The organism is Nocardia sp. NPDC047038 (assembly GCF_040644075.1).
GTDB classification, from domain to species: Bacteria; Actinomycetota; Actinomycetes; order Mycobacteriales; family Mycobacteriaceae; genus Nocardia; species Nocardia sichangensis.
Genome location: NZ_JBEYVQ010000005.1, coordinates 356,312 through 383,310, shown reverse-complemented (window position 1 = coordinate 383,310; position 26,999 = coordinate 356,312). Strand labels below are relative to the sequence as shown.

General features: G+C 69.7%; 13 protein-coding genes. 10 read left to right on the top strand and 3 right to left on the bottom strand.

Annotation, left to right across the window (positions count from 1 at the left end):
- Window positions 1-1,860 (top strand): ABC transporter ATP-binding protein, encoded by a 1,860-nt coding sequence (locus ABZ824_RS20985; protein WP_356964843.1) that lies wholly within the window; start codon window positions 1-3, stop codon window positions 1,858-1,860.
- Window positions 1,857-3,593 carry an ABC transporter ATP-binding protein gene (locus ABZ824_RS20980; protein WP_356964841.1) on the top strand — a complete coding sequence of 579 codons (1,737 nt, stop codon included), beginning with the start codon at window positions 1,857-1,859 and terminating at the stop codon, window positions 3,591-3,593. The genes ABZ824_RS20985 and ABZ824_RS20980 overlap by 4 nt, the downstream gene beginning before the upstream one ends.
- A gap of 222 nt (window positions 3,594-3,815) precedes the next feature.
- Here ABZ824_RS20980 and ABZ824_RS20975 read toward each other — a convergent pair whose 3' ends face one another.
- Together ABZ824_RS20975 and ABZ824_RS20970 are read right to left on the bottom strand one after the other, a co-directional pair.
- Window positions 3,816-4,523: a siderophore-interacting protein gene (locus ABZ824_RS20975; RefSeq protein WP_356964840.1), complete on the bottom strand. Its 708-nt coding sequence runs from the start codon at window positions 4,521-4,523 to the stop codon at window positions 3,816-3,818.
- 106 nt (window positions 4,524-4,629) lie between these two features.
- The gene (locus ABZ824_RS20970) at window positions 4,630-5,100 is read right to left on the bottom strand and encodes a hypothetical protein (RefSeq protein WP_356964838.1); all 471 of its coding nucleotides are present in this window, start codon (window positions 5,098-5,100) and stop codon (window positions 4,630-4,632) included.
- A gap of 172 nt (window positions 5,101-5,272) precedes the next feature.
- Between ABZ824_RS20970 and ABZ824_RS20965 the strand changes: the two genes are divergently transcribed.
- The gene (locus ABZ824_RS20965) at window positions 5,273-6,559 is read left to right on the top strand and encodes a SidA/IucD/PvdA family monooxygenase (RefSeq protein WP_356964836.1); all 1,287 of its coding nucleotides are present in this window, start codon (window positions 5,273-5,275) and stop codon (window positions 6,557-6,559) included.
- A gap of 44 nt (window positions 6,560-6,603) precedes the next feature.
- Here the strand turns inward: ABZ824_RS20965 and ABZ824_RS20960 are convergent, their stop codons facing one another.
- On the bottom strand, window positions 6,604-7,269 hold the full coding sequence (locus tag ABZ824_RS20960) for a GNAT family N-acetyltransferase (protein ID WP_355076069.1): 666 nt from the start codon (window positions 7,267-7,269) through the stop codon (window positions 6,604-6,606).
- Window positions 7,270-7,415: 146 nt separating this feature from the next.
- Between ABZ824_RS20960 and ABZ824_RS20955 the strand changes: the two genes are divergently transcribed.
- The 7 genes from ABZ824_RS20955 (at window position 7,416) to ABZ824_RS20925 (ending at window position 26,939) form a co-directional block, all read left to right on the top strand.
- A complete protein-coding gene (locus ABZ824_RS20955) occupies window positions 7,416-8,189 on the top strand; it encodes an alpha/beta fold hydrolase (protein WP_356964834.1) in 774 nt (257 codons plus the stop codon).
- Window positions 8,190-8,196: 7 nt separating this feature from the next.
- The gene (locus tag ABZ824_RS20950; protein ID WP_356964897.1) at window positions 8,197-9,525 is read left to right on the top strand and encodes a polyketide synthase; all 1,329 of its coding nucleotides are present in this window, start codon (window positions 8,197-8,199) and stop codon (window positions 9,523-9,525) included.
- Window positions 9,518-12,550: a nocobactin polyketide synthase NbtC gene (gene nbtC / locus ABZ824_RS20945; RefSeq protein WP_356964833.1), complete on the top strand. Its 3,033-nt coding sequence runs from the start codon at window positions 9,518-9,520 to the stop codon at window positions 12,548-12,550. The genes ABZ824_RS20950 and nbtC overlap by 8 nt, the downstream gene beginning before the upstream one ends.
- Window positions 12,551-12,585: 35 nt before the next feature.
- On the top strand, window positions 12,586-17,124 hold the full coding sequence (locus tag ABZ824_RS20940; protein WP_356964832.1) for an amino acid adenylation domain-containing protein: 4,539 nt from the start codon (window positions 12,586-12,588) through the stop codon (window positions 17,122-17,124).
- A gap of 51 nt (window positions 17,125-17,175) precedes the next feature.
- The gene (locus tag ABZ824_RS20935; protein ID WP_356964830.1) at window positions 17,176-22,185 is read left to right on the top strand and encodes an amino acid adenylation domain-containing protein; all 5,010 of its coding nucleotides are present in this window, start codon (window positions 17,176-17,178) and stop codon (window positions 22,183-22,185) included.
- Window positions 22,186-22,279: 94 nt separating this feature from the next.
- A complete protein-coding gene (locus tag ABZ824_RS20930; protein ID WP_356964828.1) occupies window positions 22,280-23,356 on the top strand; it encodes an MAB_1171c family putative transporter in 1,077 nt (358 codons plus the stop codon).
- An 82-nt stretch (window positions 23,357-23,438) separates the two neighbouring features.
- A complete protein-coding gene (locus tag ABZ824_RS20925) occupies window positions 23,439-26,939 on the top strand; it encodes an amino acid adenylation domain-containing protein (RefSeq protein WP_356964827.1) in 3,501 nt (1,166 codons plus the stop codon).
- Window positions 26,940-26,999 lie beyond the last annotated feature (60 nt).

The following is a 26,999-nucleotide window of genomic DNA, read 5'->3' as shown; positions in this document are numbered from 1 at the left end:
ATGACGGTAGAGGTCGCGCCGCTGCCTGCGGCGCAGACGGGGAACCGGCCGCCGAGGGCGGTGCTGAAAGAACGCAAGCAGCAGGAGGCCCAGGCGCGCAAGGAGATCCTCGCGCCCGTGCGCGGCCCGTTGACCGTCGCGAGCATCGTCATGGCCGTCGCGTCGGCGTGCGCGGTCGTGCCCTTCGTGCTGATCGTGGCGGCCTGCCGCGAACTGCTCGAGGATCAGGTGGACACCGACCGGGTGTGGCGTCAGCTGACGATCGCGGTGCTGGTCCTGGTGGTCCGCGCGCTGCTCCAGGCCGCGGCGTTGACCTGGACGCACCTGGTCGACGCCGGATATCAGCTCGCCGTGCGCCGGGCGCTGGCGGCCAAGCTGACCCGGGTGCCGCTGGGCTGGTTCGGCGAGCGGACCTCCGGCGAGGTGAAGAAGTATCTCCAGGACGATGTGGAGGCATTGCACTACCTGGTGGCGCACGCCCGCCTGGAGTTCGTCGGCGCCGTCACCGTTCCGCTGATCACGTTCGGCTATCTGCTCACCGTCGAATGGCGGCTGGCCTTGGTGCTGCTGGTGCCGGTCCTGGCGTACGCCGTGCTCTACAGCCGGATGATGGACCGGGACGGACGGGACCGCTTCGTGGTCTACACCCGCTCCGAGCAGGCCACCAAGCAAGCCGCCATCGAGTTCGTCGACGGCATTCAGGTGGTGCGCGCGTTCGGTCAGGCGGGCAAGGCGCACAGCGTCTTCCAGGACGCCGTCGAACACCAAGCCCGCAGCGTGGACCGGCTGAAGACGCCGATCATCAAGGTGCAGGCGGCCTCCGACATCGTCGTCACCCCGGTGTTCGTGATGCTGGTGGTGGTCGTCGCGGGACTGGCCGCGGTGGGCCTGGAGTGGGTGGAGCCGCTGGACGTGCTGCCGTTCCTGCTGGTCGGCCTCGGCCTGGGCAGTTCATTGCTGAGTCTCGGCTATGGCGCGCAGGCGCTGCGGGCCGCCGCGGTGGCGGCGCAACGCCTGCACGACCTGCAACGGACTCCCGAATTGAGTGGCGGTGCGCCGACCTCCGCCGCGCCGGAAACCGAATCCGCGCCCCCCGGTCTGGTCCGGTTCGAAGGTGTCGACTTCGGCTATCGTTCCGGCCACGACGTGCTGCGAGGTATCGATCTCGAGCTCGCCCCCGGCACGATCACGGCCCTGGTGGGCCCGAGCGGATCGGGCAAATCGACACTGGCCAAATTGCTGCCGCGGTTCTACGACGTGGGTTCGGGCCGGATCACCATCGGCGACCGCGACATCCGTGACTTTCCGAGCGACGAGCTCTACCGCACCGTCGGGTTCGTCTTCCAGGATGTGCGGCTGATCCGCGGCAGTATCAGGGAGAACCTGCGCCTGGCCCGGCCCGACGCCGACGACGCCGCGGTGGAGCGGGCCGCCCGCGCCGCGCAGATCCACGATCGCATCATGGCGCTGCCGCGTGGTTACGACTCGGAGCTCGGTATCGACGCGACGCTCTCCGGCGGCGAGGCGCAACGGCTCTCGATAGCGCGCGCCCTGCTCGCGGACACCCCGGTCCTCGTGCTCGACGAAGCGACCGCCTTCGCGGACCCGGAATCCGAAGCGGCCGTGCAGGACGCGCTGGCCGTACTGGTCGCGGGGCGCACGGTCCTGGTCGTCGCGCACCGATTGCACACCATCACCTCGGTGGATCGAATCCTGGTGCTCGAGCGTGGACGACTGGTCGAGCAGGGTGATCACGCGAGTCTCGTCAACGCGGGCGGCGCCTACCAGCGGCTATGGGAGATCAACGAGGCGGCGCTCGGCGATCTGGCGCTCGTCGACAGTGTGGAGGGTATCCGATGATTCGCAAGGTGCTGGAGCTGGTTCCGGGCGAATTCGCCCATCTGACACCGAAACTGTTCGCCGCCATAGTCGCGCAGGCCCTCAGCCAGGCCGTGGCGTACCTGCTGCTGGTGCCGGTGCTGACGGCGCTTTTCGACGACGACCTCGGCCGCGCGTGGCTCTGGGCGCTCGGCATGTTCGCCGCCGTCGCGGGCGTGGTGGTTTTCGGTTACCTGCAGGCGGCGATCGGCCTGCGCGTCGGCATCGGCATGCAGCGCGGATTGCAGACCCGGCTCGGCGACCACCTGAACGCACTGCCGCTCGGCTGGTTCGAGACCCATGACGCCGGGCCGCTCGGGCGGGTCATGGTCGACAACGTGCGGGAGCTGCAAGGCTTGGTCGCCTATCTGCTGGCCAGGATCTTCAGCGGCGTCATCGTGCCGCTCGCGGTCGCGGTCGGCATGCTGGCGGTCGACTGGCGTATCGCGCTGGCGATGCTGCTCGCCGCGCCAGTGCTCTACCTGGTGAACCGGCTGGCCGATCGCGCGTACACCAGCGCCGACCAGCGGATGCACGCGGCGGCGGCCGAAGCCGATTCGCGCGTCATCGAATTCGCCCAGGCGCAGCCGGTGCTGCGGGCGTTCGGCGCGGTGGGATCGGGCAACCGCGCGCTCGACGCGGCGTTGGCCGGGCAGCGCTCGGCCGGATCGCGCATGGTGTTCGCCAGCGTGCCGGGCCTGATCCTGTTCGCGCTGTTCGTGCAGGCCGTGTTCCTGGTTCTGGTGTACGTCGCGGTGGCGCGGGTGACCGACGGCGCCATCTCGGCCGCCGCCGCGATCGCGCTGATCGCGGTGAGCTCGCGGTTCATCGAACCGCTCAACCAAGCCGCGCAGCTGGGCACCGCGCTGCGTTCGGCGGGTGCGGCCGCGGACCGGATCAGCGAGCTGCTCGACGAACCGGTGCTCCCTGAGGCGGAAACGGCCGTCACCCCGCAAGCGCCGTCGGTGGTCTTCGACGACGTGAGTTTCGGATACCGTCCCGGTGAGCCGGTGCTGTCGGGCGTGACGTTCAGCGTGCCCGCGGGCACCACGACGGCCATCGTCGGGCCGAGCGGTGCGGGTAAGACGACGTTGCTGCGCCTGGCCGCGCGGTTCTACGACGCGGATTCGGGCCGGGTCGTGGTGGGCGGGCACGACGTGCGCGATCAGCCGTCGGCGACGCTGCTGAGTCAGTTGTCGCTGGTCTTCCAGAACGTCTACCTGTTCGACCAGTCGGTCGCGGACAACATCCGGATCGGCAGGCCGGATGCCGGTGACGACGAGGTGCGTCGCGCGGCGGCCGCGGCGCGCGTCGACGAGATCGTCGACCGGCTCCCGGACGGTTTCGACACTCGGGTCGGTGAGGGCGGCGCGGCGCTGTCCGGCGGTGAGCGGCAGCGGGTCTCGATCGCCAGGGCATTGCTGAAGGACGCGCCGATCGTGCTGCTCGACGAGGTGACCAGCGCGCTCGATCCGCACAGTGAAGCGGTCGTGGTGCGCGGGATGCACGAGATCACCAAGGACAAGACGGTGATCGTGGTCGCGCACCGGCTGGCCACCATCGCCCACGCCGATCAGATCCTGTTCGTGGACGGCGGGCGGATCGTGGAGCGCGGTACGCACGCCGAACTGCTCGCGCTGAACGGCCGATACGCCGCGTTCTGGAACGAGCGATCTCGCGCGTCGGGCTGGCATCTGGAGCCGGTCGCCACCTAGCGGCTCGCACGTCGAGCCGGTCACCGTGGACGCCGAGAACAACCGGCGCCCACGGTGATCCGTTCGTGCGAGTGGTTCGGTCAGGCGCGGGCGATGACCTCGGTCCCGCCGGAAGCGGCAGCCGACGAATCGGCTGTGGTCGCCGTTTTCGATCGGGACGTTGTCGATACCGGAAACGCCGCACCGCGCGAATACGGGTGCGGCGTGGGAGCAGTGAAAGACCTACTTCCAGTAGGCCTGCGATTTGATCGCGGCCTTGGGCAGGTTGTGAATCGTCTTGAAGCTCTTCACGATCGAGCGGGTGGTGTGCCCATCGCAGGCGACCCAGGCGAAGGCGTCGGCCGGGCAGGTGAGTTCTTGCGCCGCTTCCCGCAGCAATCTGCCGTCATCGATCCGTTGCACCCAGGTCACTTGGTGGTGCGGCTTGTTGCGCAGCGGAATCGTGGTGTCGGATTCGTACTGCCATTCCAGCCAGACCCGGGCCGGGGTGTCGCCGATGGCGTCGAACAGCGAGTTGATCGCGGGCAGTGAGGCGGTGTCGCCGAAGATGAGGTACTCGCCGGGCGCGGATTCCGGCAGCTGGAAATTCGAGCCGAGCACCGACGCGTCGAGTTCGTCACCGACCGAGGCGTTCTGCGCCCATCGGGCGGCGGGCCCGTCGTGGAGCGCGAACTCGATCGAGAAACGGTCGCCGTCCGGGTCGGGGTCGACCAGGGTATAGCCGCGCTGTTGCAGCTTGCCGCTGTCGCCGTCAGGGAACCAGCCACGGATCCACTGCGTGGGGTGTACAGGATGATCGGCGAGCAGACCGCCCGCGGAGAAGCCGAGTCGCACGTATTTGTCCGTGACGTATTCGGTCGAGGTGACGGTCAGCCGGTAGTCGTTGCCGCCCCACGCCTTGACCATCAGACCGTTCAAACCTTTGCCCATGAACTAAGGTTAGCCTAACGAAAGTCGAATGTCGCGCGGTGGGTACGCACCACGCGACATTCGACGGCGACCGTGTCCGGAGGGCCCGGGCGCGAGGGGTTTCGGGTCAGCAGGACAGCGCGAGCGCCGAAGCGAGGCTGCACTCCGCCTGGCGCGTCAGCTTCCAGTAGCCGTCGATCTGCTTCCAGGAGACGTCGTAGGTGAAGTCCGGGTAGCCCTCGGTGGTGATCAGGAGCTGGGCGTCGATCCGGTCGCCCGACGTGGACGGGTTGATCACGTTGTAGCGCAGGCTCGGCGGGGAGACCGCGAGCAGGCCAGCGATCTTGTCCATCGTCGCGACGCCCGCGTCGCCCGACTCCAGTTCGGCCGCTCGCGTGCTGCGCGCTGCGCCGGTGTTGATCGCCACGCGAAGTTTGGCGGTCAGCTCACCCGCGCCCGGGGCCTGGGCGTGCAAGGGTGCGACCAAGGGCGCCGCGACGGCGGGCGTGACCGTCCCGACCGCGCCGGCGAATGCGGCGCTGACCACGACCGCCGTAGCGGCTAGTCGGGCGAGTGTCTTGTTCGGGGTCTTGGTCATTCGTTCATCCAATCTTTCGAGGGTGTGAGTGTCACCGCTCTAGTCGGGTACGAGTGTGCAATATAAGGTAAGCCTATGCAAACATGATCCGCACGGGTTCTGGTTGTCGGCGCGGCGGCAGGCCCGCGCACCCGGCGAGAAGCCGCGGGATGTCGGAGAGAGTGGAGAACCGGTGGAAACGCTTCTGGTCATCGGAGCTGGTCCGAAAGCCCTTGCGGTGGCGACGAAAGCGCATGTGCTGCGGACGCTCGGCCTTCCTGCGCCCCGGGTGATCGTCGTCGAGGCGCACGCGGTCGGCGGCAACTGGCTGCCGAGTGGCGGTTGGACCGACGGCAGGCATCGATTGGGCACCAGCCCGGAGAAGGACGTGGGCTTCCCCTACCACTCGACCTGGGCGCGCGGGCGCAATCAGGAAATCAACGCGGCCATGATGGCCTACAGCTGGACGTCCTTCCTGATCGAGCAGGGCACCTATGCGGAGTGGATCGATCGGGGCCGTCCGAACCCGGCCCATCACGTCTGGGCCAAGTACCTGCAGTGGGTGGCTCGCCGGATCGATCTCGAACTGGTCTCCGGCACAGTGCGTTCCATCGGCGCGACCGCCGACGGCTGGCGCGTCACCGCGACCGATCCCGACGGTGGTGCGATCCGGTTGGACGCGGCCGGGCTGATGATCACCGGCCCCGGTGTGAGCACCAAGGCGCTCGCCGACCATCCGCGGGTGCTGAGTATCGCTCAATTCTGGGATCTGGCCGGGCGGCGCAGTCTGCCGGTCTCCTCCCGGGTCGCCGTGATCGGCGGCGGTGAGACCGCGGGCTCGGCCTTGGACGAGCTGGTGCGCCACGGCATGTTGTCCATTTCGGTGATCTCGCCGATGGCCACGATCTACACCCGCGGCGAAAGTTATTTCGAGAACTCGCTGTTCAGCGACCCGGTCAAGTGGGCGGGACTCACCGTCCAGGAGCGGCGTGACGTCATCCGCCGAACCGACCGCGGCGTCTTCTCGGTGCGGGTGCAGGAGAGCCTGCTCGGCGACAGCCGGGTGCATCACCTGCAGGGCCGTGCCGTCCGGGTGGTCGATCAAGGCGACGGCGTAGCGCTGACTTTGCGCAACGAGCGGCGCGCGGACCAATCGCACACTTTCGACCTGGTCATCGATGCCACCGGCGGACAGCCGCTGTGGTTCCTGGACCTCTTCGATCAGGACGCGGCCGACCTGCTGGAACTGGCGGTCGGCGGCAGGCCGTCCCAGGAGCGGATCGAAGTGTCGATCGGCTACGACCTCGCGGTCTCCGGGATGGAGACCAAGCTGTATCTGCCCAATCTCGCCGCGGTCGCGCAGGGGCCTGGTTTTCCGAATCTCAGTTGCCTCGGCGAGCTTTCCGATCGGGTACTGCAACCGGCCACGCGACGGTCCGGTGTGCCGCTGACGGGCGTCGTCGCGCGGGCCTTCGGGTGAGCGCCCCCGCCCTCGCGCTCGCGGCCGGGGGCGCGGACCGCGCCTCAGCGCCGCACCGTCGGGACGTCCGCGGGCGTGCGCGGCAGGTAGTAGAGCGTGATCCGGCGATCCGGCCGGATGTCGAAGTCGCCGAGACTGGGCACGCCGAACCGCTCGGTCATGCGCCGCACCGCGACATTGCGGTGATCCGGTTCGATCAGGATGCGACGGCAGTTCGGTTCCGCCGCGAAGATTCCGGGCAGCAGGCCGCTGACGAAGGCGAACATGATGCCGCGCCCGATCACCTCCGGGTCGGCGGTGGCGAGGTGGAAGGCCACGTCATAGGGGTCGGCGTGATAGATCCGGGCGATCTCGTCTTTGGCGGGGCGATACAACTCCAGGTAGGCGATGTCGCGACGGCCCAGTTCCGGCCGGTCGGTGCCGGTGAAGTCGTACCCGACGATGTATGGGCGGGAATAGCTTCCGTCCAGCTGCGCGCGCAGATTCTGCCTGCGCAGTTCGACGGGCCACGGCTGTTCCCACGTCTCGATCAGATGCGGCCGGTTCATCCACTCGGTGAGCAGCTCCGCGTCCGCACCGTCCGCGTCGGCCGTCCGGATGTCGAACGGGGCGGGCAGAGCCGGTTGCGGCGGAGCGGGCACGGCCCGCAGTTCGTCGGGGATATCGGTCAGCTCGCGCGCGATGACATGAGGCGTCCGGGTGGGGTTCATCGGTCGTCGAGCTCCGTTCGGTAGTGGCTCCGCTGGATGAATGTAAGGTTATCCTATGCTAACCTCGCGTGGTCGGCGAGGCCCGGCCGTTCGGAAAGGACGGCGCGCGGGCGCGCCCACACCGCGTGATGTGTAGGAGCTGTTGGATGTCGAGAAAACCCGGGTGGATTCGGAAGTTTCACAAACCCGTCACGGAAACGCTGCCGCCCCTGGTGCTGTTTCCCCATGCCGGCAGTGGCGCCTCCACCTATCGCGCCATGTCCAAGCGGCTCAGTGCCGATTTCGATGTCGTGCTCGTGCAATATCCGGGACGCCAGGACCGAGCCGCCGAACCCATGCCGGACAGCCTCGTCGAACTCGCGGCGGGTGCCCTTGCGGAATTCCTCGAATCGCCTTACCACCGAGGCATTCCCATCACGGTGTTCGGCCACAGCGTCGGCGCGATGGTGGCCTTCGAATTCGTCCGTCAGGCCGAGGCCGCCGGTGTGCCGGTAGCGCTGCTCGGCGCCTCGAGCGCGGTGGCGCCGGCATTGGTAGCCGACAGCGAGCCGCTGCCGACCGAGGAGGAGGCGCTGCTCGACCGGCTCGTCGCGCTGAACGGAACGGGCGCGGACGTTTTGGCCGATCGCGACATCATGCGAATGACGTTGCCCGTCCTGCAGGCCGACTATCGCGCGTTCGACGCCTACACGTGCGACCCGGATGTGCGGATCGGCGCGCGGATCGAGGTGATCGGCGGCGCCGACGACGACTTCGTCACCGTCGCCGAACTGCGTCCCTGGATCGCGCACAGCACTCGGGGCGGCTCGGTCACGCTCTTCGACGGCGGGCACTTCTATTTGTACGACCACATCGACGGCGTCGCGGAATTGCTTGCCTCCGCCGCCGCTGACGCAGGACAGTCCGCTCTTTCCAGTTAGGTTCACCATGTCAGGATCGGCTTCGGGGGACGAAGACCATATCGTCGTCGTCGGAATCGGGGTCGAGGCCCCCGGCGGAATAAACAGTCCACGCGAATTCTGGACGGCGCTGGCCGAATCCAGGGAACTCATCGGCCCATTGCCACGGGATCGGGAGTGGCCGATCGAACAGTTGCTCACCCTCGGTCGCAACGAGGGCTGGAGCGACGTACGCGACGCGGGCGGATTTCTTTCCGAAGCAACGGAATTCGATGCGGCCTTTTTCGGGATAACGCCGCGCGAAGCCGTCGCGATGGATCCGCAGCAGCGGGTGGCGATGCGCGTCGCATGGCGGGCGGTCGAGGATGCCGGGCTCAATCCCGGCGCTGTCGACGGCGCCGAAGCGGGGTGCTGGATGGGCGTCACGCCGCTGGAGTACGGCCCGCGCATGGCGAGCGTCAGCGAGCACAGCGGTTATCGAATGACCGGCACCACCCTCGGCGCGGTATCCGGCCGTATTTCGCACAGTCTGGGTCTGATCGGGCCTTCGATCAGTGTGGACACCTCCTGCGCGGCAGGCTTGACCGCCCTCCACCAAGCCGCGGCGGCCGTCCGCGCGGGCGAGTGCGACTGGGCCCTGGCAGGTGGCGTGTGCGTGATGGGCTCACCCGGCATGTTCGTCGAGTTCGCGAAGAACAACGCGCTCTCGACCGACGGCCACTGCCGCGCGTATTCCGCGGGCACCACCGGGACCCTGTGGGGCGAGGGCGCGGGAGTGGTGGTGCTGGAGCGCGAGTCGCGAGCGCGCCGGCTCGGTCATCGGATCTACGCTCGGCTGCTCGGCTCCCGGGTCAACCACAACGGCAAGAGCGGCCCGTTGGCCGTGCCCAGCGCCGACGCGCAGGAGCGGCTGATTCGCGCCGCGCTCCGCGCGGCCCGCGTCGACCCGGAACAGATCGGGCTGGTCGAGGGGCACGGCACCGGCACGGCGGTGGGCGATCCCATCGAACTGTCCGCTCTCATCCGGACGTACGGCGCGCCGGAGCGTGTCCGGGGCGCGCTGCTGGGATCGGTCAAGTCGAATATCGGTCACACGCAGGCGGCGGCGGGCATGCTCGGCCTGATCAAGATGCTGCTGTGCGGCGCGCACGGGCACGTCGCGCCGAGTCTCTGGGCAGAACACCCGACCGAGGCGGTCGACTGGGAAGCCACCAGTTTGCGGCTGGCCACGAAATTCGTTTCGTGGGAGCCGATCGACGGCATTCGCTACGGAGCGGTGTCGGCATTCGGAGTCGCGGGGACTAACGCGCACGCGGTCGTCGGGATGCCCGTCCTGGAGGAGGACAGCGTTGTCTGAATATCTGCTGCCGGACGGCACCGTCCCCGTCCTGCTCTCCTCGGACAGCGCCGAAGGCTTGCGTGCGGAGGCCGCGGCGATACTGGCCTACGTGCAGGACCACCCTCGGGTGGACCCGGATCGACTGGCGAGCCAGCTCTTCCGCACCAGGATCGTCCGCAGGTATCGCGCCCTGGCCATGGTCGTCACGCGCGAGGAGTTGACGGACGCGTTGCGGTCGATCGCGGCGGGTTCCGCGCACCCGGCGGTGGTGACGTCCGGCGGCGTCGTCGCGGCGCGTCGCGTCGGCTTCGTCTTTCCGGGACAAGGCAGCCAGCACGCGGGTATGGGCAAGCCGTACTACGACTTCTCCCCGGCCTACCGAGCCGCCGTCGACGAGTGCGCGGCGGTGCACGAGGAGCGGTACGGCCATGCACGGCCGGTGCACTATCTGCTCGGTGCCTGCGCCGAGTTCGGCGAGACACTCTGGGAAGTACAACCGGCCAGAATGTTCCACCTGATCGGCTTGGCCGCCATGTGGCAGGCGGCGGGCGTGCGCCCCACCGCGACCATCGGTCACAGCCAGGGTGAACTCGCGGCCTGCGTGGTCGCCGGTGTGCTGACGCTGCGCGATGCCGTGTCGATCGTCACGCACCGGGCCCAGCTTCTGGAGCGCGACCTTTCGGACGGCTACGCGGTGGCCGTGCTCGGCGCGGGGCGCGACGAATGCGAGGCGCTGCTGGCCCGCAATTCGGGCTGGGCGGAGGTCTCTTTGGTCAACTCACCCGAGTTGACCGGTGTCTCCGGCGACGAGGCCGCGATCGCGGAGCTGGTGGCGACCGCCACCGCGAAAGGTCTGTTCGCCAAGCAGATCCAGATGTCGTTTCCGTCGCACACCTCCGCGATGACGCGATTGCGCGACGAATTCCAATCGTCGCTGGGCGAATTGAGCAGCAAGACCTTCACGCTCGGCGACGTCACTTGTTACGGCGGGACGCTCGGCGCGGCGATCACTCCCGAGTTGACCCACCACGACTACTGGTACTGGAACCTGCGCAACCGGGTGCGCTTCGATCGCGCGGTGGCGGCGGCGACCGCGGACGTGGACACCTTCGTCGAGATCTCCGAGCACCCGACATTGCAGCCCGCGCTGCGGGAGAATCTGTCCCCGGTCGCGCGGGATGCCCGCGACTTCCGGGTCGTGGGGACATCGCTGCGCACCGCGAACGGGTTGGGTGAATTCACCCGCAATCTTGCCGAAGTCGCGGTGCACGATTTGCATTACGACTGGCAGGCGCTCCGCGCGGACTCCGGCGACCGCACTCCGGCGCTGCCGCTGCGTGACTTTCCCGCCACGGTGATGAACTCCAAGAGGCTGTGGGCGCCGTATCAATCGGATGCCGAGGCGCCGATCCCGGTCGCCGTGCCCCCCGCGCGGTTGCGCGAGGAGTGGACCAGGTTGTCCCGGTTCGAGCTGGCCGCGCCGCGCACCGTGCTGCTCGCCGAGCACGACGGCGCGGACGACCTCGCGGCGGCGCTGTGCGCGCGGGCCGCGCGCCACGGTGCCGCGATCGCCGACACCGCGACCGAGGCCGACACCATGGTGCTGCTGCTTCCGTCGAATACGGCCACGGACGAGCAAGGCGCGGTGGCCGAACTCGCCGAGTTCGCCCGAGCCGCGGAAAGTTTGACCACGGAAGTCTCCGGTGTCACGGAATGCTGGCTGGTGACAACCGGTGCTGAGGCGGTGTCCCCGGACGATGCGCCTTCCCTGGGTCATTCGGCGGTCAGCGCCGCGTACCGCAGTCTCGGCCTCGACCATCTCGGCATCGCGTTCCGGCACCTGGACTTGCCCCCGGATGCCGCCGAGCAGGATCCGACGGTGCTGGCGGACAAGATCCTCGAGGCCGTTCACGTACCGGGCGAGCCGGAACTCGCGCTGCGGGGCGGCAAATTGCACGCCAAGCGTCTCGTTCGCGCCGAGTCGCTGGGCACTTCGGCGCCCCCGGATCTACGCGAGGTCCTCATTCTCGGTGGCACGGGATACGTCGGCCTGGAATTCTGCGCGCAGCTCGCCCGCGACGGCGCACGGCGCGTCACCCTGGTGAATCGCACCGGGGAGACGAGCGTGCTCGCCGAGCGGCTGCGCGCGATCCGCGCCTCGGGTTCCACCGAAATCGACGTGGTGGCCTGTGACATCACCGACGCCGACGCGGTCGCCGAGCTGGCGGGGCGCTTCGCCGAGCGCCCCGTGAGCGTGGTCGTGCACGCCGCGGTCCAGTACGCATGGGCGCGGTTCGAACCGGAGGCGGTAACCGAGGCGGCCGCCGCGAAGGTGCTCGGGCTCGGCGAGGTGCTGCGCGCGGTGCCGCAGACCGCCGACTGCGCCGTGCTGTTGTGCTCCTCGTTCGTGGCCACCCTCGGCGGGCGTGGTCAGGCACTGTACGCGGGCACGAATCGCATGCTCGACAGCGTCGCCGTGCGGCTGCGGGCGCAGGGCAGGGATTGCGTGTCGGTGCAATGGGGGCTGTGGGGTCTGCCCGGCGCGGAGCACGCCGACGTGGAAGCCAGGATCCTCGGCGCTGGTCTACGACCCATGCCCGCCGCGCCCGCCATCGCGGCGGGTTTCGCCGACCGTACCGGGAACAGCGCGGTGCTGTCGGCGGACTGGGAGCGCTTGCGGGATACGGCCGAGATCGTCGGCTTGGCGAGGGTTTTCGCGCCCGCATCGGCGGTCCCGGAGTCCGCGGCCGCGCCGTCCGAGCCGTCCGCACCGAAGTCGGCCGCCGTCGAGCCGGAAGCCGATGCCACGCGGAGCGTCGCGGAGATCATCCGGCGCGAACTGGGGCAGGTGATGCTTCTCGACGGCCCCGACCACATCGACGGCTCCGTCCCGCTGGTCGCGCTCGGGTTCGATTCGCTGCAGGCGGTGGATCTGCGCGCGCGGCTGAAGACGATGTTGCGCCGCGAGTTGCCGGTCGCGGCGATCCTCGGCGGCGCGTCCCTGGACGACGTCGTTCTGCTCATGTCGGAGAACCGAGGCTGATGATGCCCGAGAACACAGGCTCAGGAGGCCGCTCGATGCCGGAGAACACGCAGGCGCCCATGCCGGAGATCGAGGACGTACTGGCGTTGAGCCCGTTGCAGGAGGGGTTGTTCTCGCTGGCCAGGCTGGCCAGGCTGGCCGGCGAGGGCGATCTGTACGCACTGCAGTTCGTGTACGAGATCGCCGGTCCCGTCGATGTGGCATTGCTGCGTCGCAGCGTCGCGGCCATCCTGCGGCGGCATCCGAATCTGCGCGCGTCGTTCTGGGACCGCGACCTGCCGCGGCCGGTGCAGATCGTCCCCGCCGCTGCCGAGTTGCCCTGGGCCGAACGCGAAGTCGACCCGGGCGACCTCGACGCCGTCATCACGGCCGAGACGCGGTCGCCGTTCGACCTGACCCGCGGCCCGCTGCTGCGCGTGCTGCTGCTGAGATTGCCGGACGGCACTCGGCGCCTGGTGCTGACCGCGCACCACATCCTGCTGGACGGCTGGTCGCTCGGTGTGTTCTTCCGGGAACTGTTCGCCCTGTACCAGGCGGGCGGCGCGGCGGAGGCGCTGCCCGAGCCCCGACCCTACCGGGACTACATCGGCTGGCTGTCGGCCCGCGACAGCGATGCCGCGTTGCGTTCCTGGCGCGAATACCTCGGCGATCTCGATCCGCTGATCCTCGCCGACCGTGGCGATTCGGCGGTCAACACGATCGTGCCCAGCATCGACACGGTCACCTTGGACGCGGCCGACACCAGCCGGTTGACGGCGTGGGCACGGTCGAACGGCCTGACGATGAACACCGTCGTGCAGTACGCCTGGGCCGTTGTCCTCGGCAGTTTGACCGACCGGCGCGACGTGGTCTTCGGCAGCACCGTCTCGGGGCGGCCCGACGAGTTGTCCGGGGTCGAGACCATGATCGGGCTGTTCATCAACACCGTCCCCGTCCGGGTGGCGGTCGGGGACGAGAACGTGGTGCGGGACTGCAGGCGAATGCAACGCGAGTCGGCTCCGATGCGTGATCTCGCCTACGTCAGCCTGTCGGCGATCCAGCGGTCGGTAGGCTCCGGCACGCTGTTCGACACCCTGTTCGTGTTCGAGAACGCGCCGATGTCCGACATCCTGCGCCCCGTCGACATGGCGGACGGCGTTCGGGTGCGGCCGATGACCTCGCAGAGTTTGACGCACTATCCGCTCGCGGTGACCTCGTTCCTGTACGAAGGGCAGCTGGTGGTGACGGTCGAGGCGGTGCAGGCGGCACTGCGCGGCCTGTCCGGACCCGGCATCGGGGCGCGGTTGCTCTCGGTGCTGCGGCAACTGCCCGCGATCGGCGAGCGGGGGCCCGACGCGCTCGATGTCCTGCTGCCGGGCGAGACCGCGCCGCCACCGGCGCCGATCGCCGCCGACGTGCGCGGTGTGACCGTGTGGGAGCTGTTCGCGCGCCAGGTCGCCGCCACGCCGGACGCGCTCGCCCTCAGCACCGAAAACGATCGCTACACCTATCGTGAACTCTTCGATGCCGCAGGGCGATTGGCGAGCGCGCTGGTCGCACACGGGGCCGGTCCGGAAGAGGTCGTCGCCTTGGCGCTACCGCGTTCGGCGCAGTCGATCGTGGCGATTCTCGCCGTGCTGGCGACCGGTGCGGCGTATGTGCCCGTGGATGTCACGCTGCCCGCGACCCGTATCGAATCGATCGTGCGCCGGTCCCGTCCGCGCTCGATCCTGGTCGACGGCTCGGGACTGTCCGCGCTCGACGAAATCGCCGAGCGCCCGGAAGTGCTGGTAGTGAACGGACTCTCCGACGGGCTTGCGGTGCTCGCGCCCGCGCCCGGCCACCCCGACCAGGCCGCCTATCTGGTCTTCACCTCCGGCTCCACCGGCGAACCGAAAGGCGTCGTCGGCACCCATGCCGCGCTGGCCGCGTACTTCGCCGACCACCGCGACCGGGTGTACCGGCCCGCGGTGGCGCGGCTCGGGCGGCCGTTGCGGATCGCGCACGCCTGGTCGCTCAGCTTCGACGCCTCCTGGCAGCCGCTGATCGGACTGCTCGACGGACATGCAATCCACCTGTTCGACGCCGAGGAGATGCGCGACGCGCGACGCCTGGTCGACGGCATCGTCCGGCACGGACTGGACATGATCGACACGACCCCGTCGATGTTCACGCAGCTGGCAGCGGCCGGACTGGTCGAGGCGGGCGTCACGCCGCTGTCCGTGCTGGCGCTCGGCGGCGAGGCCATCGGTGTGCCGCTGTGGAAACAGTTGTGCGCCTTGCCCGGCACCGCCGTGCACAACTGCTACGGCCCCACCGAGACGACGGTGGAGGCGGTGGTCGCGGCGGTGCGCGATGGCGATGCCGAACCGGCTATCGGGGCGCCGGTCACCGGAATGACCGGCTACGTGCTGGACTCGCGGCTGCGCCAGGTGCCGATCGGCGTCGTGGGCGAGTTGTACCTCTCCGGCGCTCAGGTGGCGCGTGGTTACGTCGGTATGCCGGGAACCACCGTGGGCCGATTCGTCGCCGATCCACACCGTGCCGGTGAAAGGATGTATCGCACGGGCGATCTCGTGCGCCGCTTGCCCTCGGGCGATCTCGCCTACGTCGGCCGGGCGGACGATCAGGTGAAGATTCGCGGCTACCGGATCGAGATCGGCGATATCGAGACAGCTCTGCTCGCCTTGCCCGGGGTGCGGGCCGCGGCGGTCGTCGTGGTGCGCCGTACGGGTGGTCCCAGCCTGGCGGCGTTCGCGGTGGGCGACGGTCTCCACGCGGTGCGGCTGCGCGCCGCGCTGGCCGATCGGCTGCCCGGCTACATGGTGCCGAACCGGATCGTGGTCGTCGATCGGCTGCCGGTGACCAGCAACGGGAAACTCGATGCGAAACGGCTCGCGATGCTCGCCGAGGACCGGGCCGCCGGGCCGGGAGCGGAGACGGCGCGCACCGGCACCGAGCACCGTCTGTGCGCCGCGATCGCCGAACTGTCCGGCGGTCCGGTCCCGAGCATCGATGACGACCTGATCGGCCTCGGCATGGACAGCATCGTGGCGATCTCCCTGGTGAACCGGCTGCGGCGGGACGGCCTCTCGATCAGCCCGAAGGCGGTCCTCGGCGCCGCCACGATCCGGGAACTCGCCGCGCGGATCGACGCGGAAGCCGGTCGCGAGCGCGCGACGAGTTCGGAGGGCTACGGGCCGGTCGGCCCGACCCCGATCGTGTCGTGGATGCACGAGTACGGGGGCTACCGCAGACTCACGCTCAGCAATCTGCTCGAGTTGCCCGACGGCGTCGACCAGGCCGGCCTGACGGCGGTGCTGCAGGCGTTGCTCGACGGACACGACATGCTGCGGGCCCGCTTCGTCACCACACCCGAGGGATACGACCTGCACACGCGCGCCCCGGGCAGCGTCCGAGCGCGGGACATCCTGTCCCGGGTCGAGGAAGGCGACGACTTCTACGCGACGCTGGCCGCACACGGCCGTGCGGCCACCGACGAGATCGACCCGTCCACCGGAGATCTGGTGCGCGCGGTGTGGTTCACCAGGTCCGGCGCCCCGGACGTGCTGCTGCTCACCATCCACCACCTGGCCGTCGACCCGGTCTCCTGGTACGTCATCTCCGCCGACCTCGCCGCGTACTGGGCCGAGGTGGCCGCGGGACGGACACCTGTCCCGGCGGTCGAGCACACCGGCTACCGGCAGTGGGCCCGGCTGCTGCGCGAACGCGCGGGCGCCGAGGCGGTCACGGCTCAGCGCGACTACTGGACGCGCCAGGTCACCGCGCCGGACCCGGTGCTGGGCGCGCGGCTGCCCGATCCCAGGATCGACACCTGGGCTTCCTACCGGGTCCATCCCGTGCCCACCCCGGCCGAGATGAGCGCGGCCATCCTGGACAGCCTCGGCGGCGGCGCGGCGGGAGTCCGCGAGTTCCTGCTCGCCGCTTTGACGATGACGCTGGCGAGCTGGCGTCTGGAACGCGGTCAGGACCCCACGGCGGGCGCGTATCTGGCGCTGGAAGGACACGGCAGAGAGGACGCGGCGCTCGGCGCCGACGTCGACAGCGCGCACACCGTGGGCTGGTTCACCAGCATCGTGCCCGCCCGGCTCGGAGCGGGCGCCGAGAGCGTGGATGTGGCCACCGCGCTGACCGATCCGGCACGTGCCGCCGCACTGCTCGAACACGTCGCGGCACACCTGGCCGAACAGCGGAACGGCGGCGTGGACTTCGGCGTGCTGCGCTACCTCACGCGAACCCCCGAACTGGTCGATGCGCCGCAGCCGCAGGTGCTCTTCGACTACCTGGGCCGGTTCGACCTGGCCGGTGCGGGACGGCCGTGGGCGCCGATCCCGGATCTGGCGTTGCACGAGTGCCTTCCGCTCGTGGCGGAGCCCGACTTCCCGCTGCGCTACGCGCTCGACGTCGTCTCGGCGGTGCGGACCACCACCGAGGGGCCGCAGCTGGTCACCATGCTCCGCTGGAGCGAGGCGGTGTTCACCGTCGCGGACGTCGACCGGCTCGCCGAGCTGTGGCACGACGCCGTCGTGGCCCTCGCGCGCGCGATCTCCGTGGTGACCGTCGGCGCCGACTGACCGCGATCGCCAGCCACTCAGCCCATCCGAACCCAGTCCGAAGGACCCACCATGTCAGACGAGATTCTCGAGCGGCGCAAGCGGCTGCTGCAGCAGCGACTGCGTGAACAGCAACTCGCGCCCGCGCCCGCGCGACCCGCGCGCGGCAGGCGCCCCGGCGATCCGGCTCCGCTCTCGTCCGCGCAGCAGCGGATGTGGTTCGTGCAGACGGTCGCGCCGGAGGACACCACGCTCAACGTCTGCGTCGGCTACCGACTCGACGGTCCGTTGGACAGCGCACGGCTGCGCGCCGCCTTCGACACCGTCGTGGCGCGGCACGAGATCCTGCGCACCACCTATCACGTCGGCGCGGACGGCGAGCCGTATCAAACGGCACACGCCGAACTGGGGCCGGTGTGGCAGCAGCACGATCTCACGGATCTCTCCGAGGAAGGCCGAGGCAGGCGACTCGAGGTTCTGGCGAGGCGGGAGTTCGCGCGTCCGTTCGACCTGACCTCCGAGTCGCCGCTGCGGGTGACGTTGGCGCGCACCGGTCCGGCCGAACACGTGCTCGTGCTGACGATCCACCACATCGCTTGGGACGACGACTCCTGGTCGGTCTTCTTCGCCGAGCTCAATGCCGCCTACCGCGGTGACCCGCAGGCGGAGATCCGTGCGCAGTACGTGGACGTGTCGCTCGCCGAGCGGCCCGCCGAAGACGACGCCGACCTGGCGTACTGGCGCGAGCGGTTGACCCCGCTCCCGGAGCGGCTCGAGTTGCCCGGAACGCTCGCCGGTGGCGCGGCTACCCGCAATGCCGACAAGTGCGTGCTGCCCTTGCCCCAGGAACTGCTGGACCGGGTCACCGAGGTCGCGCGCGACCGTTCGGCCACCCCGTTCATGGTGCTGCTGGCCGCCTTCCAGGCGCTGGTCCAGCGGTACACCGCGGCGACCGATTTCCTCGTCGCGGTACCGGTGACCGACCGCCGCGGTAGCGACGCCGAGGCGCTGATCGGCTATTTCGGCAACACGCTGCTGTTGCGCGCCCGAATCCGTCCGGGGCGCAGCTTCGCCGAGCTGGTCGACGTGACGAGGGACGCCGCCCGCGACGCGTTCGCGCATCAAGGGATCGGCGTCGAACGGGTCGTCCGCGAGGTGAGTTCGGACCGGATCGCGGGCAGTGACGGCCTGGCCCAGCTCGTGCAGCTGAGCTTCAGCGTGCGCGGCGGGGCGAACGGGTTCGATCTCGCCGGGGTCCGCTCCACCGAGCTGCCGTGGGGAAGCACGGTCGCGCAGGAGCCGCTGGGACTGATGGTCGTCCTCGACGACGCGGGCGCACGCGTGGAGGCCACCTACCTCGTCGACGAGCTGGACCGGTCGGTGGTGGCGCAATTGCTGCGCCACTATCTGGAATTGCTCACCGACGCGATGCGCGATCCACGGCAGCCGGTCCGCGCGATCGATATGCTCGGCGCCGCCGACCGCGCGGACATCGTCGCGGCATCGCACGGTCCGCTCGTCGACGCGCCCGCGACAACGCTGGTCGAGCTGGTGCAGCGGCAGGCCGCGGCGACCCCCGATCGCGTCGCGGTGGTATCCGACGAAGCCGAACTCACCTACGGCGAGCTGAACCGGCGGGCGAATCGCCTGGCGCACTGGCTGATCCGACGCGGCGTCGGCGCCGAGCAGCTCGTCGCGCTGCGCATGGCGAACTCCATCGAATTCATCATCGCGAGCCTCGCGGTACTCAAGTCGGGTGGCGCGTACCTGCCGATCGATCCGGCCTATCCACCGGACCGCATCGAGTATCTGCTGTCGGACGCGCGTCCGGCGCTGTCGTTCGACGCCGAAGCGATCGCGGCGGCGATGACCGAGGCGGTCGACGCGCCGGACACGAATCCCACCGACGCCGAACGCGAGTCGCCGCTGCGCCCGTCGAACATCGCCTACGTGATCTACACCTCGGGCTCCACCGGACAGCCCAAGGGCGTGCCCGTGCCGCACGACGCGATCGCCGATCACCTGGTGAACTTCGCCGCCGACTGGGACGCCAGCGTCCCGGAGCGGGTGTTGCAGGCCACCTCGGTGAGCTTCGACGCGTCGCTTGCCGACATCTTCCTGCCGCTGATCGCGGGCGCGAGCATCGTCGTCCCGAAACCGAACGCCTACCGCGATATTCCGTACGTCGCCGAGCTGATCGCCCGCCACGGGATCACGGTGCTGCACATGGTGCCCTCGCTGCTGGCCACTTTCCTCATGCTCCCCGAGGCGAACGACTGGCGGGCGTTGCGGCACGTGCCGGTCGGCGGCGAGGCGCTGCCCGGCGAGATCGCCGACCGGTTCGCCGCGCAATTCGACGCCGACCTGCGCAACCACTACGGGCCGACGGAAGCGGTGGTGTGCTCGACGTCCATGCCGGTCGACGGGCCGCAAGGCACCAGGATCGTGCCGATCGGATTCCCCAACCGCAACGTCTACGTCTACCTGCTCGACGACTCGCTGCGGCTGGTCCCGCCGGGCGTGATCGGCGAGATCTACTTGGGCGGACGCCAGCTCGCGCGCGGTTACCTGGATCGGCCCGCCCTGAGCGCGGAGCGGTTCGTCGCCGACCCCTTCCTACCCGGCGGCAGGCTGTACCGCACCGGCGATCTCGCCCGGCGCACCGCCGACGGCGAGATCGAATTCGTCGGCCGCGCCGACGAACAGGTGAAGGTGCGCGGGTTCCGCATCGAACTCGGTGAGGTGGAGGCCGCGGTGGCCGATCACCCCGGCGTCGCGCAGTGCGTCGCGATCGTCACCGAGCACGAGCGGCTCGGCCCGATCCTGGCCGCGTACCTGGTGCCCGCGCCGGGAAGCGAGATCGACCTCCAGCAGGTGCGCGCGACGGTCGCGGCGACGCTGCCCGAGCACATGGTCCCCGCGGCCTTCGCCGTGATCGATGAAGTCCCGTTGAGCGCCCACGGCAAGCTCGATCGCCGCGCGCTGCCGGAGCCGGTGCTGACTCGGACCCGCACGTATCGGGCACCGGAAACGCCCACCGAGATCCGGCTCGCCGCGCTGTACGGCGAGCTGTTCGACACCGAGCGAGTTGGCGCCGACGACTCGTTCTTCGAACTCGGCGGCCACTCCCTGCTCGCGGCCCGGCTGGTCGCCCTGGTGCGCGACACATTCGGGATCGATATCGACGTGCGCGCGGCGTTCGACACCCCGACGGTCGCCGGGCTCGCCGCGCATCTGGTCGCCCGGTACCACGATCGGTTCGGCGAGAACCTCGACGAGGTCGTTCCCACCGGCCTGCCCTCCGGTGACAACGCCGCGATGCCGACGAAACGACCACGCCCCGAACGTATTCCGCTGTCGTACTCGCAGCGGGCGCTGTGGCTGCGGCGCAAGCTGGAAGGCCCGTTCGGGTGGGAGAACTTCCGGTTCGCCATCCGCTTCGACGGCGAACTCGACATCGCCTCGCTCACCGCGGCGCTCGGCGACGTCATCGCCCGTCACGAGTCGTTGCGCACCAGCTTCCCGGAGCACGAGGGCACGCCGTACCAGCGGGTGGCCCCGGCGGGACCGGTCGAGTTGCCCCGCACCGCGCTCGACGGCGCTCGCCTGGACGAGGCGCTGGCGGCCGAGGCGAACCATGTGTTCGACCTGGCCGGGGAGTCGCTGCTCCGCTTGCGCCTGTTCGTCCTGGACGAGCGCACCCACGTGCTGTCGGTGCTGACCCATCACATGGTCACCGACCGGGAATCGTGCCGGGTCTTCCTCGAGGACCTCACCGTCGCCTACCGCGCGCGGGTGAGCGGCACGGCTCCGTCCTGGCCGGAACCGGCGCTGCACTTCGCCGACTTCGCGGTGTGGCAACGCGATACCTTCGACCACGCCCCCGGCCGCGACGATCTGAGCGAATACGGCAAAGCGCGACTCGACTACTGGCGCGCGGCCTTGGCGGGCCTGCCGGTGGAGATCGCGGTCGGCCACGACCGCCCGCGTCCCGCGCGGCTGGGCCATGCCGGTGTCAGCGCGACCCGGATCGTCGCGGCCGAGACGTGGCAGGCACTGCGATCGCTGGCGGAGACGACCGGCGCGACCGAGTTCATGCTGTGCCAGGCAGCGGCCGCGGTGCTGGTGCACACCCTCGGCGGCGGCGACGACGTGCCGATCGGCGCGACGGTCGCCAATCGGCCCTGGCGGTCGGTGGACCGGCTGATCGGCCTGTTCGCCGACATGATGGTGCTGCGCAACGATCTTTCGGGCGACCCGTCGCCGCGAACCGTGCTCCAGCGGGTGCGCGAATCGGCGCTCGGCGCTCTCGGCCACCAGGACGTACCGTTCGAGCGGATCGTGGAAACGCTCAACCCGCCCCGGGTACTCGGCCGCAATCCGCTGTTCCAGGTGATCATGCAGTTCGGGCACACCGCGCCGACCGTCGGCTTCACCGCCGAGACCACACTGACCCCGCTCACGCCGCGGTACGACGCCGCGTTCATGGACTTCCACCTGGACTTCCTGGTCGAACCCGGTGGCGAGTTGCTGGTGCGGGTGGTGGTCAACTCGGAGCTGTACGACCCGGCCTCCGGCGAGGAATTCGCCGACACGCTGGTGCGGATCTTGACCGCGTTCGCCACGAAACCCGATACCGCGGTGCGGGAATCGAACCTCGCGCCGCAGGGCTGGGACACCGCGCGTACCGTTGTGCGCCACGCGGCGTCCGAGGCCACGGTCGGCGAGGCCGAGGCGGGCCCGCCGCAGACCGAGACCGAGCGCGCTCTGGCGGCGCTGTTGGAGGAACTGCTGGAGATCACCGACGTGGACCGCACGGACGGATTCTTCGCGCTCGGCGGAGACAGCGTCATCGCGATCCAGTGGGCCGCGCGAGCGGGCGAGGCGGGCCTGGCGCTCACCCCGCAGCTGATCTTCGAGCACTTCACGCTGCACGAACTGGCGGCGGCCGTCGACGCGGCCGCCGATCGGGCGGCGGGCGCGCCGGCGCCGGAGGAGCACCGGTACGAGCCGATGTCGGCCTCGGGCCTGTCCGGTGACGCGTTGGCCATGCTGCGCGAATCCTGGTCCGCGCAACGCTGATTCGGGTGAGCCGGTCACGGTCGCGCACCGCGACCGGCTCACTGCCATTGGACCTGGGGGCAGCGACGATTAGGGTTGCACCTCGATGGATTCGGTGTCTGTTTGGATCATGTTCCCGGTCATTCTGACTATCGCGGCGATCACGGTCGGCCGGTGGTTCCTGGTCGCGGACAGTGTCACCGATCGCATGATCAACCATGCGTGGGCGTGGAATTTGTGTGGTCTGGCGCTCTATGTCGCCGCCGCGGCGGCAGGTTCCGCGCAACTCGGGCAGCGACTGTTCCTGTGCTGCGGACTGATGACCACCGCCGTCGTCCTGGTGCTCGCGCAACTGGCGGCGGGTGCGGACCCCGAGGTCATGCTGCGACGGCAGAAGATCTACGCCGCCGTCGCCGCCGTGAGTTCGATTCTGACATTGATCTTTTCGCCCTTCGCCCGGAACGTGTTGCACGTCGGTTTGGACGAGATCGTGTGGACGTTGTCGGAGCTGCCCATGGTGGCCAGCGGATATCTGGTCGCACATGCCAGTCTCCGAGAGCTGCGCACCGCCGCGCGGATGACGAAGGAGAAGCTGACGTATTCGGCGCTGCTGTTCCTCGCGGTCTATTGGGCGGCGGCGGCAGTGATCACCGTGGTCCGCGCGCTCTTCGGCGTCCCGCCGAGCCATCCGGGGAACGTGCTGGCGAACTCGTCCTTCTTCTGTGTATTGATCATCGCGACGCTCACGGCGATACCGCTTTTCACCGCCGTGCTGACGCGCGCGGGGCTGGACAAGACCGGTCGGCGCTGCCGCCGTCTGCGTCCGCTGTGGTGTGACCTGACCGCCGCCGTCCCAGAGGTCGTGTTGAGTCGGTCCGACGACGGAGACGGCGGCGCGGCGTCCCGGCTCTATCGGATGACGGTGGAGATCCAAGACGCGCTTTTGCATTTGAAGCCGTATATGCCGTCGCCCGCGCCGGCGCGGGCGGCCGCCGACGCGGGTCATGGCGTCGGCGATTACGCCCGTCAGATCGCCCACGCCATCCGGTCCCGAGCCGCCGGGCTCCGTCCGGTCACACCGACCGCTCCGTTCGCCGCCGTGGCGACCGGTGGTCACGATCGTGCCAACGGCTTGCGGCAATTACTCGAATTGGCGCGGGAATGGCCGAAAGCACGCGCCGATGTAGGTTAGGCATACCTATTTAGGGTCGGCTAAGCTGTGCCCCAGCAGTCCAGACCGCCGGTTCCGGCGGCAGACAAGGAGTGGCAGCGCGATGGAGTCGACACAGCGTCGGGCAGAAGGAACGGTGGACATCGGCCGGGAGGAGATCCGGTCCGCGGTGGCCGACCAACTGGGCCTCGCCGCCACGGAGATCGCCGATCACGACGACCTCATCCAACTGGGGCTGGACTCGATTCGCACCATGAAGCTCGCGGGCGGCTGGCGCAAACGCGGCGCCGACATCAACTTCGCTCAGCTGGCGGCCACCCCCACGGTGGCTTCCTGGCACGGTCTGCTCGGCGCGAGTGCGGTCGGGCGGGCGGCAGGCCCGGTGACGGTCGTGCCGGTGGCGACCGCGGACGACGAGGCGGCGCCCTTCCCCTTGGCCACCATGCAGCACGCGTACTGGATCGGCCGCTCCGACGAACAAGAGCTCGGCGGCGTCGCGGCGCACCTGTACATCGAATTCGACGGCGGCCGTATCGATCCGGAGCGGCTGGAGCGCGCGGTGGCCGATCTGGTCGCCACCCATCCCATGCTGCGCACCAGGTTCCTGCCGGATGGCACCCAGCAGACCATGACCGCCCCTGGTAGGCCGGTGTTCGAGGTCGTCGACCTGCGTGATCGGTCGCCCGAGGCGGCCGACGCCGCGCTCGCCGAGCTGCGTGACCGCAAGACCCACCAGCGTCTGGCCATCGAAGACGGTCAGGTCATCGATGTCACGCTCACCTTGCGCGACGCGGACCGCAGTCGACTGCACCTGGATGTCGACATGCTCGCGGGCGACGCCATGAGCTACCGGGTCCTGATCGCCGATCTGGCCGAGCTGTACCACGGGAGGGCCGTGCCGGTCCCCGGCTACACCTATCGCAGGCACCGCACCGAGCGCCAGGGGGACGGCGCCGCTCGCGAGCGCGACCGGCAGTGGTGGCAGGAGCGGCTGCCGGAACTGCCGGGCGCGCCGGAACTTCCCACCGTGCCGGTGAGTGAGCGCACCGACCCGAATCGCACCGTGCGTTACGACCACTGGCTGGAGCCGGAAGCCAAGCAGCGGTTGCTCGCCGCCGCACACGAGCGCGGCATCACTCCGGCCATGGCGCTGGCCGCGGTATTCGCCGAGACCATCGGCGGTTGGTCAGCGCAGAGCCGATTCCTGCTGAACGTGCCACTGTTCCACCGGGATCCGGTGCACCCCGACATCGATCGGGTGATCGGCGACTTCACGTCCTCGATCATGCTCGAGGTGGACGTCACCGACAGCATGTCGGTCACCGAGCGCGCCCGCACGTTACAGCGCGGCATGCACGAAAGCGGTGCGCATACCGTGTATTCCGGGCTCGAAGTGCTGCGGGATCTGGGTAGGCATCGCGGTGAACCCGTGCTGGCCCCGGTCGTCTACACCAGCGCGCTGAACTTGGGCGAGCTGTTCGCCGACACGGTCACCGAGACCTTCGGCGAGCCCGTGTGGATCATCTCGCAGGGCCCGCAGGTACTGCTCGACGCGCAGGTCACCGAGGTCCGCGGCGGGCTGCTGTTGAACTGGGACGTGCGCGCGTCGGCCTTCCCCGACGGCATGATCGACGCCATGTTCGCCTGGTACCGCGCGGCGATCGGGCGGCTCGGTGACGGGGCGGCAGGGTGGAACGCGGAGGCCGCCGTGCGGCTGCCGGTCGACCAGGCCGCGGTGCGCGCCGCGGTCAACGCCACCGACGGCCCGGTCAGCGGGCGGTCCCTGCACCAGGGGTTCTTCGACAACGCGGCGGCGAATCCCGAAGCGCCCGCCGTGGTCTGGGGCCTGGGCGACGACCGAGGCGCCTGGAGCTACGGGGAGTTGGCCGCTCGCGCGCTGGCGGTGGCGGGGGCCTTGCGCGCCGAGGGCGTGGAGCCGGGCGACGCGGTCGCCGTCGCGCTGCCGAAGGGGCCGGATCAGGTCACCGCCGTGCTCGGTGTGCTCGCCGCCGGGGCGACCTACGTGCCCATCGGATTCGATCAGCCTGCAGGCCGCCGTGCGGAGATCCTCCGCACCGGCGGTGTCCACGCGGCGCTGACGGTCGAGGGCGCGGACCTGGGCGCACCGATCACGTGCCTGTCCATCGACGCGGCCAGTGCCTATGCGGAGCCGCTCGCGGCCCCCGTCTACCCGGACACCGGCGATATCGCCTACGTGCTGTTCACCTCCGGATCGACCGGCGTGCCCAAGGGCGTCGAGATCCCACACCGTGGCGCGATGAACACCATCGACGCGTTGAACGAGTGGTTCGGCGTCGGCGGCGCCGACCGCTCGCTGGGCCTGTCCGCCCTGGAATTCGACCTCTCGGTCTACGACATCTTCGGCTTGTTCGCGGTGGGCGGCGCGGTCGTGACCGTCGATCCGGAACAGCGCGCCGACCCCTCCAGCTGGGTGGAACTGCTGCGCACACATCGGGTCTCGATTCTCAACTGCGTGCCGAGCATGCTGGACATGATCTTGGAGATCGGCGGTGATCAGCTGGGCGATTCGCTGCGCGCGGCCATCCTCGGCGGGGACTGGGTCGGCGCCGATCTCGCTCGCAGGCTGTCGGCGCAGGCGCCGGGTTGCCGATTCGCCGGACTCGGCGGCGCGACCGAGACCTCCATCCACACCACCATCTGCGAGGTGACGGGTGAACCGCCCGCGCACTGGGCGACCGTGCCATTCGGCGTTCCGTTGCGCAACGTCCGATGCCGCGTCGTCTCTCCCGCGGGCCGCGACTGCCCGGACTGGGTGCCAGGCGAACTGTGGGTCGGCGGCGTCGGTGTCGCCGCCGGCTACCGCAACGACCCGGAGCGCACCGCGGAACGCTTCGTCGAACACGACGGCATCCGCTGGTACAAGACCGGCGATATGGCCAGGTACTGGCCCGACGGCACCATCGAATTCCTCGGCCGTGCCGACCACCAGGTCCAGATCCGCGGATACCGGGTCGAACTCGGCGAGGTCGAGACCGCGTTGCGCACGGTGCCCGGCGTCCGGCACGCCGTCGCGGCGGTCGTCGGTGCGGGCGCACCCAAGCTGGTCGCCGCCGTCGCGGGTGACCTGGACGAGATCGGCGACATCGCTACGGCGCTCGCGGACCTGTTGCCCGGCTACATGATTCCCGTTCGGATCGAGCTCCTCGAGCAGATGCCGTTGACCGCCAATGGGAAATTGGACCGCCGCGCCGTGGTCGCCCTGCTCGAGCCAGGGGTGGGGGAGGACCGGGAGACCGCCCCACGCGACGACGTGGAGGCCGCGCTCGCCGACATCGTCGCGACCGTCCTCGGCATCGATGCGATCGGCGTGCACGACGACTTCTTCGGCCGCGGCGGCGATTCCGTGCTCGCCACGACTGTCATCGCCCGCGTGCGCGAGTGGTTGCAAGCCGAGCACGCACTGGTCGCGGACCTGTTCGCCGCACGCACCGTCGCCCGGCTGGCCGAGTGCCTGCGGGAGCGCGAGATTCGGCACGGCGCGGACGGCAGGCTGTCCGCGGTGGCCCGGCTCTACCTCGAGGTCGCCGCGATGACGGACGAGGAAATCCTCGCGCAGACGTGAAAGCGGTTGGCAGGCAGCGCGGTTGTCCACGACGCACTGATCGGTGAGCGCGCCCGGCGG